A 17,834-nucleotide genomic window follows, 5' to 3' on the forward strand; every position below is an offset into this window, starting at 1 on the left:
TACTTCTACCTACCCTATAAACTCTCGAAAGTGGGGGGAGAGTGAAAAACTACGAATAAAAATGTTAAAGGTGTCGAAGTAGACCTTTGCAATACTTTGTACAAGTATGTGAAAAGTTTAGTAGATAAATCTGATGAAAAGGTAGAAAATTGGAGAAATATTACTGAATGGCTTGAGGAAGCAGGATATAAAAGCCAGCCTTCTATTGAATCTGAAATAGGTGATGGTGTATCTGTAAAACTTTTAGTACAGGAAGCAAATATAACTCTTGAGAAAAACCAATTAATAATTGATTTAAACATCAGAATAGTAGCTCCTTCAGCTTCAAGAACTCCAGTTATACAAGAATTTAATACAAACGGCAGGTTTAATTGATAACACAATCTATTCCTCAGAAATTAACACTGGAGCAATGAACAGACATCAGACAAATAAAAATGCTAAAATACATAACATCCATGAATATTATTTACATCAGGAGGAAATATTATGTTATCAACAGAACTTCAACAAGAATCCATGTTCCACAGAATCGAGAAAATTGTAGCTGTTTTAATGGAAGAACGCCCTTTATTTAAAGAAGAACTTAACGCCAAAGAAATAATTCAAGAGTTATGTCATCTATTTCAGAAAAACTTACCTATTGATGAGTTTAATAATATGCAAGATCAGGATTTGAAAGCTCGTTGTAGTGGGATTATGGTAACAGAAGCAGTAGCAGGAACTTTAAATGAATTAACTCCCGAACAAATAGCAATTTTTGATGAAATGATTAAACGGAAATAAAGAATATGGCATATTTATTAGATACCAATATTGTCTCCTTAGAACTGAAAAATAACACCAAAATTAAGCAAAGATTAAAAGAATTTCAATCTCAAGAAGGGTTATTGAGTATCAGTTGCATTACTTACTTTGAAGTTAAAAGAGGTTTATTTGCAGTCAACGCAATTAAACAATTAGAAAGATTTGATAATTTCTGTAAGGATTATCAAATCATTTTCTTGGATGATTTAGCAATTGTGGAAAAGGCAGCAGAAATTCATGCAAATCTTAGATTAAGAGGATTACCAATCCAAACAGAAGATATTTTAATTGCTGCTACTGCTATTGTTAAAGGATTTATTCTGGTTTCTAATGATAGCGATTTATTGAGAGTTGAGGGATTAAGTTTAGAAAATTGGTTACAGGAATAAGTTTTGTGAGTATTTGATGAGAAGAACTCAATGCCAAGAAATAAATCCCCGACTTCTCTAAATAGTCAAGGATTTGGGTTTTAAGTGTTTTTAGTTGAGCTACTTCATGCCAACCACAAATACTAGAGATTGACTGGCTGCTTATTTTTGTTCGGTTTAGAATCACTACTATTGTTAACAGGTTGTGTTGCTAAAAAAGCGTCTTTACCTGTAATCAATCGAGAACGACGATTCCGAGTAATATAATTCCATGCCCACTGAATTACTACTACTAGTTTAGTGTCAAACTCAATTAAGAAATAGATGTGAATTACTAGCCAAAATACCCAAGCAATGAAACCTGTGAGTTTGATGAAACCTAAATCTACAACGGCTAAATTTTGCCCAATCATTGCCAAACTACCGACATCATTGTATTTAAATTCTGGCAAAGTCCGATCTTGAAGCCGTCGTTTAATCAGTTTACCTACATATTCTCCTTGTTGTTTAGCTACGGGGGCAACACCGGGTAGGGGTTTACCATTTTGATGGGAGAAATTAGCTAAGTCTCCAATTACGAAAATGTTTTTATAATCCTTGATAGTCAAGTCAGGTTCTACAATTACTCTGGCAGAGAAATCGCATTCTACATCTGTGCGTTCTGCAAGAATTTTACCCAAAGCTGAACCTTGTACACCTGCTGCCCACAGGATGGTTTTTGAGGGAATTTCTGTCAATTCACCGTTTTGCTTGAAAGTAACAATGTCATTTTCAATATTTGTGACTCTGGTTTGAGTGTGAATAACCACACCCAACTTTTGTAAAGATTCTATTGCTACTTTCGATAGTTCTGGGGCAATGTGTGGGAGAATGCGATCGCCCCCTTGCAATAGTAAAATTTTCGTTTCTGCGGTGTCAATGTTCCGAAAATCTTCTTTGAGGGTTTGGTATGCCAACTCTGCGATCGCACCTGACAATTCTACACCAGTTGGACCTCCCCCCACAATCACAAAAGTCAACAAAGCCTGACGTTTTATTGGATCAGTTTCTTTTTCTGCGGCTTCAAATGCTGAAAATATCTGCCGGCGCATTTCTATCGCATCTTCCACAGTTTTCAAACCAGGGGCAAATTCTTTCCAATTATCCTTCCCAAAATAGGAATGATTAGCACCAGTGGCGAGAATTAATGTATCATAAGGTATGGATTCATCACCAAAAATAACTCGTTGCGTTTTGGGATTAATATCACTTACTTCTCCTAACAACACCTTTGTATTTTTGCTTTTGCTAAATACAGATCGTAGTGGTGCGGAAATATCTGAAGGTGATAGCGTACCTGTGGCAACTTGATATAAAAGCGGTTGAAATAGGTGAAAATTACGTTTATCAATCAGAGTAACATTTACCTTCGTGTTCGCAAGCGCCTTGGCTGCATACAGTCCACCAAAGCCACCACCAACAATAACAACCTCATGTCGTGCATTCTTCTCACGGGGAACAACCATAAACAATATTTCCTTTTGTTAAGAGTCATGTAACCTTTCTTAACAAATATGTAGCAATATTATAATACATTTTGCCGTCTATTTAGAACGCTTGAAAAAATACTAAAAGTAGTCAAAGTTACGAATAAAACATTATGAAAAAATATGAGGATAAATGCTGATATACTATTCCTAGTAAATTCTAGTTTCTTTATCCAAAAATGTCTGAACAACAAACAATTAGTCCTTGGAAATATAAACCTTGGTGGTGTCAGCCTTGGTCAATCATCCTCACTGCTGTTACATTAATTAGCGGTAGTTGGTTAATATTTAAAATTATTTGGTTGACAATTTTAGTAGCTATTCCATTATTAATTTGGATGGGATTTTTTCTGTTAATTTGGCCACAAATGATGATTCGTAGTGGAGTTTTAGATAATTTGGAAAAAAATCCTTAATTCCCATCAAAATATATCCCAGTAAATCACGTACATTGCGCCAATATAGAGGGCAACTAGAGTTAATCCATCCCAGGTAATGTACATTCGTGAACCACTGACAGCATGGTAAATTAGCCCATTAATAGCTACTGAAGTCATAATCATGGCGACAATAGCAGTAAATATATGTATCTGACTGATGTTTAACCAAAGATTACCTTGTAAATAGACCAAATCATAAACGCCCAAAATTGCTAAATTGGTGATATTAGAACCAAAAATATTGGATACTGCTAAATCAACGGCATTAAGTCGAATAGCAGCTAATGATGCTACTACTTCAGGAAGGGAAGTGGCTGTAGCTAAGAGAATTGCACCAATAAAGCTTTGTCCTAATCCAGTTACCTCTGCAACTCTATCACCTAAAAATGCCAACCAAATACCGAGAATTACAATTATGACTGAGAGGAAAATAAACCTCAGATATGCTTGTTTTGAGGTAATATGTTGATATTGAAAAGCCTCAATTTCTTCCTCTAGCACTTGTGCGCGTCGTCTTATCTCAAATTGAGCAATCATGCGGGCGCTCAACCAATAGAGCCAGAGTAAGATGATACTGGGGATACCCACCCATCCTACAGCTAAATTCATTTCTGTTTTTGCTAGGAGTATTCCTAGAGTCGTCACACCTAGCATGACACAGCCCAAACTAGCGGCTAATCCATGACTAATCTGCGCTCGCTGTAGTACGGGTTCAGGTCCATTGTAAATATCGAGTAATGCCAAAATGAGTAAATTAAAGAGACAACTGCCCAAGATGCCCCCTACAGCTAGGTCTGGAGAGTTAAACAGAATAATGGCACTTGTCCCTGTGGCTAGTTCCGGTAAAGATGTGACACCTGCTAAGAGAATTGTTCCTACCCAAGTTCGTCCCATTCCGGTTTTTTCTGCTAATATATCGGCACTTTGGGAAAGTGATGAGCCGATGAAAATTACTAAAGTAATACATATAATAACTTGGAGAAATAGCATGATTATTGAGAGAATGTAGAACTTGTTTAAATATTATCAGGTTTCAAGAAAATGGCAAAAGTTTACTATTTGTTGCATAAATATTTTGAGAATCATGAGGGAAATCATAAATCAAAATTTTAATCGGGACTTAATTTCTATTATTATTCCCACACTCAATGAAGCTGATAATATTCAGGAGGCAATTATTAGCAGTCAAATTGGCAGTCACATAGAAATCATTATAGTTGATGGTGGTTCAAAAGATGAAACATTATCAATAGCTAAATCCTTAGATGTGAAAGTTATGATTTCTCCTCCCGGACGTGCTAATCAAATGAATATGGGTGCTATGGTTGCTAGTGGGGAGATTTTGGTGTTTCTCCATGCTGATACTCGTTTACCGACTAATTTTGAGCAAATGATTCGCACAACCTTAGCAAAACCGGGAATTGTTGCTGGTGCGTTTACTTTACGGATAAATGCCCCTGATTGGGGGTTGCGTTTAGTCGAATTTGGTGTAAAATGGCGATCGCATCTTTGGCAAATGCCCTATGGAGATCAAGCAATTTTTCTCACCAAAGATGTATTTCAACGAGTTGGTAATTTTCCCCAAATACCAATTATGGAAGACTTTGAACTCATGAGAAAATTAAAAGCACTGGGAAAAATTCATCTATTACCAACACCTGTAATTACCTCACCTCGTAGATGGTTAAAAAAAGGCATTATTCAAACTACTCTTTGGAATCAAATTATTGTCATCGCTTATTTAATAGGGATATCCCCAACTCAAATTTGTAATTGGTACTCTTCTTCAAAATTGTAGAGAATTTTTATGGTTATGACATTTTTATCAGCAATAGATTTAGTTTTAGCCCAGGAATCTATTAGTGTATCTTCTTTCAGTTTTCTGTCATTTTTGCAAAATACTTTACAATGGATTAATAGTCTTGGTGCTTTGGGGGGAATAGTATTTATTGGTATCTACATTATTGCTACCTTGGCTTTTTTACCAGCCGCAATTCTTACTTTAGGTGCTGGTGTAATTTTTGGAGTAATTTGGGGTTCTTTATATGTGTTTATTGGTGCTACTTTGGGTGCTGTAGCTGCATTTTTAGTAGGACGTTATTTAGCTCAAGGTTGGGTAAAAGAAAAAATATCTAGTTATAAAAAATTTGCCATCATTGATAAAGCTGTTAGTAAAGAAGGATTAAAAATAGTCCTATTAGTTCGACTTTCTCCCCTATTTCCCTTCAACTTATTAAACTATGCTTTCGGAATTACTAGTGTTTCTTGGCAAGATTATTTAATTGGTTCAGTCGGGATGATTCCTGGAACAATTATGTATGTTTATTTTGGATATTTAATAGGAAATATAGCCTTAATTGGTACTCAAACTCAACCTGTTAATCTCATCTTACACTGGGTAATTAAAATCATTGGGTTAATAGCGACAATTGCTGTAACAATTTTTGTTACTAAAATCGCCAAGAAAGCCTTAGACGCAGAAATTTGATTACAAAGTTTAGTTTATTATTTGCAGAAATTTGAGAAAATCTGTTAAATATCAAACCGACAAAATGTGAATTATCATGTATCTATAAATAACAGATTGTCTAATCAAAAATACACTTTATACTTGACCATTTAGAGGTAATACTAATGTCAAATTCCGAATCTCCAAGAGTCACAATGCGTCCAATGGATGAGTCTAATCAAAAACTACTCAAAAATGTTCATCCCGATAACTGGGTAAATCCCCAACCAGCTAATTGTTATGATTTAGTAGTCATTGGTGGAGGAACTGCGGGTTTAGTTGTCGCTGCGGGGGCTGCGGGGTTAGACTTGGGTTTGAAAATAGCATTAATTGAAAAAAATCTCATGGGAGGAGATTGTTTAAATTTTGGTTGTATCCCTTCTAAATGTTTAATTCGTTCTTCTCGTGTAGTTGAAGAAATCAAAAAAGCCAAAGATTTAGGAATTAATATTTCCCAGCAATTTGATGTAGATTTTGCCACAGTTATGGAGAGAATGCGGCGGATTAGGGCGAGTATTAGTCATCATGATTCAGTAGAAAGATTTAAAAGTTTAGGGATTGATGTTTTTTTAGGTAATGGTAAATTTACAAGTAAAAATACTATAGAAGTTGATCAGCAAACATTAAAATTTAAAAAAGCTGTGATTGCGACAGGTGCTAGGGCTGTAAAACCAAAAATTCGGGGAATTGAAGCAGCCGGTTATTTAACCAATGAAACTGTTTTTTCTCTGACTCAAAAACCGGAAAAATTAGCAGTGATTGGTGGCGGTCCTGTCGGTTGTGAATTAGCGCAAACATTCCGGCGTTTGGGTTGTGAAGTGACATTATTTCATCGTGGTTCACATATTTTAAATCAAGAAGATCCAGAAGCAGCGGAAATTTTGCAAAAAGTTTTAATTGATGAAGGGATTCGTTTAGTATTAAATTGTCAATTAGAAGAAGTTGTCACCGTTACGGAAGGAAAACGCCTCTATTTCTCTGTAAATAGTGAACGAGATTCAGTCACAGTTGATGAAATATTAGTTGGTGCGGGACGTGCGCCCAATGTGGAAAATTTGAATTTAGAGGCAGTGGGTGTAGAATATGATCAAACCTTGGGTGTGAAAGTGAATGATTATTTGCAAACCACAAACCCCAAAATTTACGCCGCTGGTGATATCTGCATGAATTGGAAATTTACCCATGCGGCAGATGCGGCAGCCCGAATTGTGATTAAAAATACCCTCTTTTCGCCTTTTGGTTGGGGACGAGCTAAACTAAGTAGTTTGGTAATGCCTTGGGTGACGTATACCAGCCCAGAAATTGCCCATGTAGGGATGTATGCAAAGGAGACAAAAGAATTAGGTATAGAGATAGAAACTATTAAGATTCCTTTTAAAAGTATAGACCGAGCGATCGCAGATCATGAAGAATCTGGTTTTTTAAAGATACATCACAAAAAAGGCTCAGATCAAATCCTGGGTGCAACCATAGTTGCTAATCATGCAGGAGAGATGATTTCCGAAATTACCACAGCCATTGTTAACAATATTGGTTTAAGTAAACTTAGCACTGTAATTCATCCTTACCCCACCCAAGCAGAAGCCATTAAAAAAGCCGCCGACGCTTATCGCAAGACTTTACTCACACCAAAAACTAAGCAATTATTAGGATTTTTAACGAAATTTTCTTAAATTAGAAATTGAGGATTAGATCAAGCCTGTAGGGGCGGGGTTTCCCCGCCCTCAATTGTAGAATGATTAAAGAATGAATAAACAACTAGAGAAAATATTCATGGTAAAATTCATGAATAGAGAGAAAAATTAACCCATCTACGCCAGAATTATCAGGACATCAAACAAAATGGAATATAAATCTCTGGCTATTGTCAGCAGTATTATTATATTTGGAATCCTGGAAACCCTAATTCCTTTTTTCCAATATCGTCAAAATCCCGTTAAAAGATTTATTGATAATTTAATTTTGGGTTTAATCAATTCTTTTGTGGTTAATTTCACCGTTATTTTTATCTTAAATCTGCTTTGGAAACCAACTTTATCGCGGGGATTTTTTTATGATCTAAATTCACCCTGGTTACACTTTATTCTCTCTTTTTTATTGCTGGATTTGTATATGTATACGTGGCATAGATTAATCCACACTTGGGGTTTTGCTTGGCGATTTCACAAAGTCCATCATACAGATAGATGGATGAATATATCCACAGCTTACCGCTTTCATACAGTAGAAGTAATTGTCTCCAACATCCCCAAAATTGTCTTAATTTATCTATTTGGCATTACCCCAAATGCGTGGATATTATATGAATCCTTATTTGCCATATCCTTAGTTTTTCATCACAGTAATATTGCTTTACCCTTCAAAATAGATAAATTCCTGAGTTATTTTATTGTCACACCTAATTATCATCGCGCTCATCATTGTCAATTAACAAAATATTTAAATAGTAATTACACCAGTTTATTAACTATCTGGGATCTAATTTTTCAATCTCGTTATTATCCACCCCAACCAGAAACCATCCAATTTGGTGTACCTGAAGAAACTAGAGATTTTAATGTGATCAGTTTATTAAAATTACCGTTTGTGCCTGTTAATAAATAATCAAGTTTTACTGTATTATAGTAATAATTCGGCAAACATCTCTTTTTTCCTAGATTAAAATTAATTATTCAATTTGGAGTTTTTCGCTGTGCTGAGTTCACCTTTACCCACAATCAACGCCCTCAAACAACCTACCAGTGATGCTTGGGTAGAGCAAGCGATCGCTAACCTTGATATTATATTATTAGATCACTCCCACTGTGAACGCAAAGCCGCAGGAGTAGCCTTAAATATGATGTTTCGCTATCCCTCTAATGCTAAAATGGTCAGAGAGTTAACAGCGATCGCTCGTGAAGAACTCGAACACTTTGAACTCGTCAATCAATGGCTAGAACGCCGTAATATCAAACTTGCAGCCCTGTCCGCACCTCCCTACGGTGCAGGGTTAAAATCTCAAGTCCGGGGACAAGAACCCCATAGATTTTTAGACTCCTTACTCGTTACCGGTTTAATCGAAGCCCGCAGCCATGAACGTTTAGGACTCCTAGCTGCTAACTGTCCAGAACCAGAACTAGCGGAATTTTACCGCAGTTTAATGGCATCAGAAGCCCGACATTTTGGCATATATTGGGTTTTAGCTGACACCTATTTTGACCGAAAAATCGTTATGGACAGATTAGACGAATTAGCAGAGGTGGAAAGTCAATTATTATCAACCTTACACCCAGAACCGAGAATACATAGTTAGTCAGTTTGTGAAGGAGTATGGATTAACAACCAAGTTGGCAAATCATCCAAACCATTAAAATCTAAAAGAGCTTCACTCAATTCTTCTACCACAGATAATGGCAAAGCAGAAATAGATTTTCTCATTTTTTGAGATATTCTCCCAAACCGCTTTGTTAATAGTCGAATAACTAGATTAATCGTAGCTTGTTCTATCCCTTGTTCTAGTCCTTCCTCCAGTCCTTCTTCTCTACCTTCTTCTATGCCTTCCTTTCTGCCTTCTTCTTTAATTTCTTGATAAACTCTAGTTTCTTTGAGTGTAATTCCTAGCATTGATTCTACCTCCCGACGACTCAGATTTTCAAACTTGTAGACCATGATTGTCGTGATCATTTCCATCATAGCTTGACTTGATGGTGCGACAATCTCCTCCTGGGTTCTATTTAATAAATATCTCGCTACTGCTGGGGCTTGACTTTCTTCCAGAGTAGTTAGTAACATAACACCTAACCCTAATGGTAACTCTTGAATATCTCCCAAGTCATCTAAATATACTCGATGTACTTGGGGACTATTGAGAAATCCACGATGGGGATAAATGTCATTTTGTTCTGTATTTCGAGATGGATAAATGATCACTACTTGCCAATCACAAAATCTTTTGCGATTACGATAAAAATATAGTGAAGTTTCTGCACAGATTCTTTCATACAATTCTTCATCTCTTTGAAATTGCACCTCACAGAAATACACTATTCCCAGTCCATCACTTTCTGGTGGTAAAAAGACACCATCAATTGCAAAAGTCGGTTCTTTGACAGCCACAGAATCAAAACGGTAAGCCTGAGCATTAATCGGCGGATCTGTCAACAGTTCAAACAACAAAGATGGGTATTGTTGAAACAGTTTATAAAAAAGTGAATCTCTTCGCATAAGTCATGATTATAATATTTTATCAGTTAAAATTCCTCGAATTTTGCGTATAATTCATTTTAACTTTAACAGGACTTACGCAAAAGGTAACGAAAGTAGGGGTAATTCATGAATTACCCCTACAGAAAAATAAGGGTTACAGTTACATCTTGCGTAAGTCCTATTTAAGATAACATCATTGTAAAATAGAAAAAAAGCCCGGAGGTAGAATTACGGTTTACGCACGTCCCCTAGCCAAATTAATCGAACAATTGCAACGGCTACCCGGAGTTGGTCCCAAAAGCGCCCAACGTTTAGCTTTGCACATCTTAAAAAGACCAGAAGCAGAGGTAGAAGCCTTAGCCCAGGCACTTGTTGACGCAAAAAAACAGGTGGGTTTGTGTAAAGTTTGCTTTCACCTTTCCTCAGATCCAGTTTGTGAAATTTGTCGTCACCCACAGCGAGATAATACAACTATTTGCGTAGTTGCAGATTCCCGTGATGTGATTGCTTTAGAAAAAACCCGTGAATTTAAAGGTAAATATCACGTTTTATGTGGTGTAATTTCCCCAATGGATGGTATCGGACCCGAACAGCTAACCATTCAAGCTTTAGTGAGACGAGTAAGCGAACAAAAACCCCAAGAGGTGATTTTAGCTATTAGTCCCAGTATCGAAGGGGAAACCACAACATTATATATTGGTCAATTACTAAAACCATTTACAAAAGTCACCCGCATTGCTTTTGGTTTACCTGTAGGTGGTGATTTAGAATATGCTGATGAACTCACTTTAGCCAGAGCATTAGAAGGACGAAGAGAATTAGATTAAAAGTAGCAAAGTTCCTTACCAAAATGTTTTTTACCAATTCTTTAGAAAATCAACTTCAAGAGTGGAATAATACCATTAACATTCAGCCAAATAATGTTAATGCCTATGTCCGTCGCGGCATGGTTTATTTTAAGTTAGGAAAAATTACCGAATCAATTCAAGATTTTGATCATGCAGAAAAGTTAGATATTCAAATTACTCCTTATCTGTGGCAACGAGGATTATCTTATTATTATGCAGAACGATTTGCTGAAGGTGCAAAGCAGTTTGAAATAGATTTAACTGTTAATGCTCAAGATGTGGAAGAAACAGTCTGGAGATATCTTTGCATAGCCAGATTATCCGGTGTTACAGAAGCGCGTAATTCTTTATTACCTGTGAAAAATGATCCACGAAAAATCATGAAATCTATCTATGATTTATTCGCAGGTAATTGTACAATAGATGATGTTTTAAATGTGGGAAAATTGGCAGGATTAAAAGGTAAGTTTTACAGTCATCTCTATTTGGGTTTATATTATGAAGCTGAAAATAATTTGCCGTTAGCGCAGGAATATATAGTTAAAGCGGCTGATGAGTATAAAATTGATGATTATATGTGGTATTTAGCCGTAGTGCATAAGGTCAGAATCACGGATTATACGGATTAAAGGATTTCACGGATTTTAATTTATTGTTATGCCACAAGTCCCCGCTATTGGTCTAATCATGCTGGTGTTCAAGATGTTGTTTATCTATGACTGTGACAGATAACCTAATCCGTGCCATCTGTGTAATCCGCTCAATCCGTGTTCAGATGTTTATGTTTTTATTAGTCTTTTAAATTGTACGCTTTCACTACCAAAATTAATCAATAATCCAACTTCTAATTTATATACTTTGAGATAATTTAATGCTTGGGCAAAGTGGACATCTTCTAGTTGTTTGGTCGCTTTTAATTCGACTAATATTTTTTCTTCTACTATAAAATCAGCGCGGCGTGTGCCGATGGGTTCGGGTAAGTTTTTGTAATAGATTTGTTGTTCAATTTCTCTAGCAAAATTTAATCCCGCTTGATGAAGTTCGTAGGCTAATGCTCTTTGATAAATTACTTCTTGAAAGCCGTTACCTAAAAATTTATGGACTTCAAAAGATGCACCGATTATTTTTTTGGTGATGTCTTCGTATTTTAAACTCATACAGGATCACGGATTAGACGGATTAAAGGATTTCACTGATTTTAGTTGTCTATTACTATAACAGATCACTTAATCCGTGCAATCTGTGTAATCTGTTTAATCCGCGTTCAGCCTTTTTATTTAATAAACGGTCAGAATCACGGATTATACGGATTACAGGATTTCACTGATTTTAATTGTCTATTACTATAACAGATCACTTATACTGTAACAGATCAATTAATCCGTGCAATCTGTGTAATCCGTTTAATCAGTGTTCAGCCTTTTTATTTAATAAACGGTCAGAATCACGGATTATACGGATTACAGGATTTCACTGATTTTAATTGTCTATTACTATAACAGATCACTTATACTGTAACAGATCAATTAATCCGTGCAATCTGTGTAATCCGTTTAATCAGTGTTCAGGATTTTAATTGTCTACTATTTTTCGCGCTCGGATTTTCGGAATCGTTGCTTTGATAACCTACAATAAATAGTTAACTAATAAAATTAGGAGTTTATAAGTAGTGTCTGAAGAGACTAAGACCCATTGCTTCGTAGTTGGCATTGGAGCTTCTGCGGGGGGACTACGAGCATTAGAAGAATTTTTTGATAATATGCCCGCAGATAGTGGTGCAGCCTTTGTTGTGGTGCAACATCTCTCTCCAGACTTTAAAAGTTTAATGAAAGAACTGCTGGAACGTCGGACTCGCATGACAGTGAAGCGGGTACAAAGCGGAATGCAGATTGAACCGAATACAGTATATTTAATTACGCCTCAGAATAATTTAGTTGTTAATGATGGGATTTTAGAGTTAATTCAGCAAAGTGAACCTCCCCGACAGCAACCGAATTTTCCCATTGATATTTTTCTCGATTCCCTGTCTAGAGATAAGGGAGAACAAGCAATGGCCGTGATTCTCTCCGGGACGGGAAGTGATGGTACGAGAGGGATACAAAGTATTAGTGAGTCTGGTGGGTTGACGTTTGTGCAGTCACCAGGGACAGCAGAATTTGATGGGATGCCCCAAAGTGCGATCGCTACAGGTATTGTAGATCAAGTGCTACCACCGGCAGAAATGGCGCGGACGATTTATGAAATCATCCAAATGCAGCGTCAAGGTGCGACTCAGGGGGAATCCCTACTTCCAGAACTAGAATCAGAAAAACTCCGTGCCATTATTCAAATTCTTAATCAATACGAAAAGCTCGATTTTTCCTATTATAAACCCAGCACCCTCAGCCGCCGCATCTACCGCCGTTGTTCTCTGAGTGGACATAATCTCTTAGATGAATATGTACAATATTTAACCACTTCTAGTGAAGAACGAGCGCTGCTGCGAGATGATTTAATGATTGGAGTGACAAGGTTTTTTCGAGATTCAGCCGCTTGGGAATACTTGGATAAAGAAGTATTACCCGAATTAATTAGCCCCCTGGAAAATGGTCAACAGTTAAGGGTATGGGTGACAGCTTGTGCAACTGGGGAAGAAGCCTATTCTATGGCGATTTTGATGGATGAGGTGATCAACCGCTTAGGTAAACAACTGAGTGTGAAAATTTTCGCCACAGACATAGATGCAGCCGCTTTAAGTAAAGCCGCAGAGGGGATATATCCTGAAAGTATTAGTATTGATGTTTCTCGTAAACGGTTAGAAAAATATTTTACCTTCCGTAACCGTAATTTCCATGTGTCGCGGGCGTTGCGGGAAATGATTATTTTTGCTCCTCACAATTTGGCAAAAAATGCCGGTTTTACACGAATGCACCTGATTAGCTGCCGAAATGTCCTGATATATATGCAGCCTGTTTTGCAGCAGCATGTCATGAGAATGTTGCATTTTTCTTTGATGCACAAGGGTATTTTGTTGTTGGGTGCAGCGGAAACACCGGGGGATTTAATTGAAGAATTTAGTCCCCTGTATGAGAAATTCAAAATTTATCAAAAGCGGCGCAATGTGCGTTTACCAATTCTGAATCAAAATTTAGAATATATAACTCCTGTCGTGGCTCGTCCTAGTCAAAGCAGACGGGGTACGGTGCAATTTGATCCGGCTTTGGGTGCAGCCTTTAGTGCTTTTGTGCGTCGAAGGCAATGTACCTGTTTGTTAGTTAATGATGATTTGGAATTGTTCCATGTCGTTACTGATATGGTTCAGATTATGCAAGTTCCAGAAGGACAAATGACGAGAGCGATCGCCGATTTAGTCCCAAATACTCTAAAATTACCTATTAATACTGCCCTACATCGTGCCAAACGCGAACGAAAAACTGTTCTTTACGGTAATATTCACTTAAATCAGGGCGACAATATTCGCAGTGTCAATTTAGAAGTTACCTATCATACGGGAGATACCCGCATGAGTGACTTCTTTATGTTGATTATTGAAAATGAAGAACGTCCTTCTTTACCCAATCGTCCCGAAGCTTTTCAACAAGACGCGGAAGCAACTCAACGCATTCTTGATTTAGAATACGAATTACAGCAAACTAGAGAAAATCTGCAAGCCACAATTGAAGAATTAGAAACTACTAACGAAGAACAACAAGCCACCAACGAAGAACTACTAGCTTCTAATGAAGAGTTGCAAAGTACCAACGAAGAACTACATTCCGTTAACGAAGAACTATATACAGTTAATACAGAATATCAAACGAAAATTCGTCAATTATTAGAATTGTCCAACGACGTAGATAATTTACTCAGGAGTAGTGAAATTGGTGTAATTTTCCTAGATAGAGAATTGCGAATTCGGAAATTTACCCCCGCAGCCACAACCGCTATTAACCTCTTAGAAACTGATGTTGAACGCCCAATTCAGCATATTACCCATAATATGAATTGTCCCAATTTGCTGGAATTATTACAGCGAGTAGTGGAAACAGAACGCCCCATTGAACAAGAGGTAAAATTAAATAATACAGATGTTAATTTATTAATGCGTTTGTATCCATACCTTAGAGATGATGGACAAACAGATGGGGTAGTCATTACTTTTGTCAATATTAATGAAATCAAGCAAGTCCAGGAAGCTCTACAACGCCGCACAGAGGAATTAGAAAAACTTTATAATACAAATCCGGTGGGGTTGGTACTCCATGACGAAGAATTACGCTTTGTGCGAATTAACGAAGCAATGGCGGAAATTAATGGTTTATCAGCTAATGCACATATTGGTAAACAACTCCGAGAAGTGTTACCAGATTTAGCAAATCGAGTTGAACCGATTTTACATCAGGTATTAGCAACGGGAAAATCAATTCGCAATATTGAGATTTCCGGGTTTACACCTTCCCAACCAAATGTTCAAAGACATTGGATTGCTAGTTATTATCCTGTCAATCAACTTGATGGCGGTAAGGCTGTCAGTTCGGTAGTTGTGGAAGTTACCGAACTCAAACAAGCACAAATGGCTTTGCTGCAAAGTGAAGAACGATTACGAGCTTTGATGAACTCCAGCCAAACTATTTTATTTAGTTGTCAACCTATGGGGGATTATCGAGCTACCTTTATTAGTGATAACGTGCAGTTGATTCTCGGTTATGCTCCAGAAGTATTTTTAGATGAAACTGGTTTTTGGTACGATTATATCCATCCTGAAGATCGAGATCGGGTGATAACAGGATTAAATCGGTTAGAATTTGATAATACCTATTCCTTAGAATATCGGTTACACTGCGCTAATGGTGACTATCGCTGGTTTTTTGCTCAGTTGCGGTTAATTAGAGATCAAGAAAATCAGCCGTTAGAGTGTGTAGGCTATTTAGTCGATATTAGCGATCGCAAAGCTGCCGAAAAGATTCTCGAACAACAAGTACAAAGAGAACGACTATTAAAACAAATCACTGACGAAATTCGTCAAAGTCTCGAACCCCAAAAAATCTTTGAAACCTCCGCAAACCGCATCGGTGAAGCCTTTGGAGTAGATCGTTGTTTCCTACATACTTACGAACTCGAACCAACAGAACATTTACCAATAGTAGCAGAATACTTGAGCGGTGATATCGCTTCTATTCAAGGAGTCTTAGGCCCAATTGCTGGTAATCCCCAAATTCATCAACTCCTCCAGCAAGATACAGCGATTATTATAGATGATGTGTTTACTGATCCATTAGTATCGTATAGCACAGAAGCTTCTGTGCAAATTGGACTAAAATCAATATTGGCAATTCGCACATCCTATCAAGGAAAAGCCAACGGACTGATTTGTTTGCATCAGTGTAATTATCAACGATACTGGAATAATGAAGACATTGGACTTTTAGAAGCCGTAGCTGCTCAAGTAGGAATTGCGATCGCTCATGCTAAACTTCTACAACAAGCCGAACAGCGACAAATAGAACTCGCTCAACAAAACCTAGCCCTAGAAGCAGCCACCGAAAAAGCACAAGCTGCTAGTCGCACCAAAAGTGAATTTCTCGCCAACATGAGCCATGAAATTCGCACACCCATGAATGCTATTTTGGGATTCTCCGAACTATTACAAAATCTCGTTAGCGACGATTTAGCCCAAAGTTATCTCCAAGCCATTCAAACCAATGGCCGGACTTTGCTCACTCTAATTAATGATATCCTAGATTTATCCAAAGTTGAAGCTGGGAAACTCAAACTCAACTACGAATCTGTGAATCTTCCCTTACTTCTGCAAGACATTCAACAAATGTTTTTGCAAAGAGCCAAAGAAAAAGGATTATTTTTAAATCTACAAGTTGATGAATCCATTCCTGGCGAAATATATATTGATGAAGTTCGGTTGCGGCAGATTTTCGTGAATGTCGTTGGTAATGCGATTAAATTTACCGAAAAAGGTGGTATTACCATCCGTGTTCACAGCCGCATTAACCCTAATATTCAGAATAACGCCCATTTAGAAATTTCCGTTTCTGATACAGGGATTGGGATTTCCTCACGAGATCAAATTTTGATTTTTGATGCTTTTCGTCAAAGTCAAGGACAAAGTAACCGCAAGTACGGCGGAACCGGGCTAGGATTAACCATAAGCCGCCGTCTCACACAAATGATGGGTGGTACAGTTGAGGTAACAAGTGAGTTGGAACAGGGTAGCACCTTCACCTTAATATTTCCCCAAATCACAGTCACTCAAACTACAGCAAGTTCACCATCATTAACCCCACAAAATCATGATTTAAGTCAATTTCCAGCTTTGAAAATTCTCATTGTTGATGACGTACAATCTAACCGGGACTTACTTTACGCCTATTTTAATTCCACTCCTCACCAAATTATCATGGCAGACAATGGAGCGATCGCTCTTAAATTAGCCATTGAACATCATCCTGACCTGATATTACTAGATTTGGTCATGCCACAAATGGACGGAATCACCGTTTTGCAAGCCCTGAAGCAGAATCCCTTCACAGCGGATATTTGTGTGATTATTGTCACAGCTTCTATCCAAGAACAGGACTTTGAAGAATTACAACCCTTAGCCCAAGGATTTTTACGCAAACCGGTTAGTCGCCAGGATCTTTTTAGTGAGTTGCAACGTTTATTTCCCCCGCAGTTATTGGTAGAGTTAAAATCTACTTCCCAGATACAAACCACCGTTTCCTCAATGTCGCCCCAAGCCTTAGAACAGTTACCAGAACTGATAAAATTATTACAACAGGAAGAAGCATCAGTCTGGAAAACCTTGCATCAAACCTTACTAATTGACCAATTACGAGCTTTTGCGCTCAGATTACAAAATTGGGCAGAACAATATAAATGTCCAGACTTGTCAGAATATGCTAATACACTAAAAAACCAAATTGATACCTTTGATTTGGCTCATTTGGCTGACACCGTTGCTAACTTCCCAGAGATTAGCAAAAAGTTACAAAAATTGCTACACTAAGAGATTATTATAAATTTTAAAAATATACAGCAGGAGTCAGGAGTCAGGAGTCGGGAGTCAGGAGCGATGCCCTGAGCTTGTCGAAGAGTCAGGAGTAAAACTGGCTGTCTGGCTTTGAATTTAGATTCTGCACCTCATTAATCTGCAATCT

At 37.4% G+C, this 17,834-nt stretch carries 16 protein-coding genes; 12 read left to right on the plus strand and 4 right to left on the minus strand.

All coding sequences use genetic code 11. The features are described from left to right. Nucleotides 1–108 precede the first annotated feature (108 nt). The 3 genes from FJR05_RS09570 to FJR05_RS09580 all read left to right on the plus strand — a co-directional run bounded on the left by FJR05_RS09570 (nucleotide 109) and on the right by FJR05_RS09580 (nucleotide 1,196). Entirely contained in the window at nucleotides 109–375 is a 267-nt protein-coding gene (locus FJR05_RS09570) for a hypothetical protein (protein ID WP_168643884.1), read from the plus strand. 114 nt (nucleotides 376–489) lie between these two features. Continuing rightward, complete coding sequence (locus FJR05_RS09575) at nucleotides 490–786, plus strand: hypothetical protein (protein ID WP_168643885.1); 297 nt, start codon at nucleotides 490–492, stop codon at nucleotides 784–786. Between the two features lie 5 nt (nucleotides 787–791). Continuing rightward, the gene (locus FJR05_RS09580; protein ID WP_168643886.1) at nucleotides 792–1,196 is read left to right on the plus strand and encodes a type II toxin-antitoxin system VapC family toxin; all 405 of its coding nucleotides are present in this window, start codon (nucleotides 792–794) and stop codon (nucleotides 1,194–1,196) included. A gap of 122 nt (nucleotides 1,197–1,318) precedes the next feature. On the opposite strand, the gene FJR05_RS09585 is transcribed toward FJR05_RS09580, so the two are convergent. Next, entirely contained in the window at nucleotides 1,319–2,680 is a 1,362-nt protein-coding gene (locus FJR05_RS09585) for an NAD(P)/FAD-dependent oxidoreductase (protein WP_168643887.1), read from the minus strand. A 200-nt stretch (nucleotides 2,681–2,880) separates the two neighbouring features. Here FJR05_RS09585 and FJR05_RS09590 point away from each other — a divergent pair, with 200 nt between their 5' ends. Then, entirely contained in the window at nucleotides 2,881–3,117 is a 237-nt protein-coding gene (locus FJR05_RS09590) for a DUF6737 family protein (RefSeq protein WP_168643888.1), read from the plus strand. 6 nt (nucleotides 3,118–3,123) lie between these two features. Here the strand turns inward: FJR05_RS09590 and FJR05_RS09595 are convergent, their stop codons facing one another. Beyond that, nucleotides 3,124–4,131 (minus strand): sodium:calcium antiporter, encoded by a 1,008-nt coding sequence (locus tag FJR05_RS09595; RefSeq protein WP_168643889.1) that lies wholly within the window; start codon nucleotides 4,129–4,131, stop codon nucleotides 3,124–3,126. Nucleotides 4,132–4,225: 94 nt separating this feature from the next. Here FJR05_RS09595 and FJR05_RS09600 point away from each other — a divergent pair, with 94 nt between their 5' ends. From FJR05_RS09600 to FJR05_RS09620, 5 genes are all read left to right on the plus strand, one after another. Continuing rightward, on the plus strand, nucleotides 4,226–4,939 hold the full coding sequence (locus FJR05_RS09600; protein ID WP_168643890.1) for a TIGR04283 family arsenosugar biosynthesis glycosyltransferase: 714 nt from the start codon (nucleotides 4,226–4,228) through the stop codon (nucleotides 4,937–4,939). 9 nt (nucleotides 4,940–4,948) lie between these two features. Next, on the plus strand, nucleotides 4,949–5,629 hold the full coding sequence (locus tag FJR05_RS09605) for a TVP38/TMEM64 family protein (protein WP_168643891.1): 681 nt from the start codon (nucleotides 4,949–4,951) through the stop codon (nucleotides 5,627–5,629). 146 nt (nucleotides 5,630–5,775) lie between these two features. Next, nucleotides 5,776–7,323 carry a mercuric reductase gene (locus FJR05_RS09610; RefSeq protein ID WP_168643892.1) on the plus strand — a complete coding sequence of 516 codons (1,548 nt, stop codon included), beginning with the start codon at nucleotides 5,776–5,778 and terminating at the stop codon, nucleotides 7,321–7,323. Between the two features lie 169 nt (nucleotides 7,324–7,492). After that, nucleotides 7,493–8,254: a sterol desaturase family protein gene (locus tag FJR05_RS09615; protein WP_168643893.1), complete on the plus strand. Its 762-nt coding sequence runs from the start codon at nucleotides 7,493–7,495 to the stop codon at nucleotides 8,252–8,254. A gap of 88 nt (nucleotides 8,255–8,342) precedes the next feature. Next, nucleotides 8,343–8,942: a tRNA isopentenyl-2-thiomethyl-A-37 hydroxylase MiaE gene (locus tag FJR05_RS09620; protein WP_168643894.1), complete on the plus strand. Its 600-nt coding sequence runs from the start codon at nucleotides 8,343–8,345 to the stop codon at nucleotides 8,940–8,942. On the opposite strand, the gene FJR05_RS09625 is transcribed toward FJR05_RS09620, so the two are convergent. After that, nucleotides 8,939–9,853, minus strand: a complete 915-nt coding sequence (locus tag FJR05_RS09625; protein WP_168643895.1) for an Rpn family recombination-promoting nuclease/putative transposase — start codon at nucleotides 9,851–9,853, stop codon at nucleotides 8,939–8,941. The two genes, FJR05_RS09620 and FJR05_RS09625, sit on opposite strands and share 4 nt — an antisense overlap. Before the next feature lie 209 nt (nucleotides 9,854–10,062). Here FJR05_RS09625 and recR point away from each other — a divergent pair, with 209 nt between their 5' ends. Further along, nucleotides 10,063–10,662 carry a recombination mediator RecR gene (recR, locus tag FJR05_RS09630; protein ID WP_168633350.1) on the plus strand — a complete coding sequence of 200 codons (600 nt, stop codon included), beginning with the start codon at nucleotides 10,063–10,065 and terminating at the stop codon, nucleotides 10,660–10,662. A gap of 23 nt (nucleotides 10,663–10,685) precedes the next feature. Further along, nucleotides 10,686–11,312, plus strand: a complete 627-nt coding sequence (locus FJR05_RS09635; RefSeq protein ID WP_168643896.1) for a hypothetical protein — start codon at nucleotides 10,686–10,688, stop codon at nucleotides 11,310–11,312. A 150-nt stretch (nucleotides 11,313–11,462) separates the two neighbouring features. Here FJR05_RS09635 and FJR05_RS09640 read toward each other — a convergent pair whose 3' ends face one another. Further along, nucleotides 11,463–11,840: a GxxExxY protein gene (locus tag FJR05_RS09640; RefSeq protein ID WP_168643897.1), complete on the minus strand. Its 378-nt coding sequence runs from the start codon at nucleotides 11,838–11,840 to the stop codon at nucleotides 11,463–11,465. Between the two features lie 512 nt (nucleotides 11,841–12,352). Between FJR05_RS09640 and FJR05_RS09645 the strand changes: the two genes are divergently transcribed. After that, nucleotides 12,353–17,683, plus strand: a complete 5,331-nt coding sequence (locus tag FJR05_RS09645) for a chemotaxis protein CheB (RefSeq protein WP_168643898.1) — start codon at nucleotides 12,353–12,355, stop codon at nucleotides 17,681–17,683. Nucleotides 17,684–17,834: the final 151 nt, after the last annotated feature.

Origin of the sequence: Dolichospermum sp. UHCC 0259 (assembly GCF_009711935.1) — a bacterium.
Classification (GTDB): domain Bacteria; phylum Cyanobacteriota; class Cyanobacteriia; order Cyanobacteriales; family Nostocaceae; genus Dolichospermum.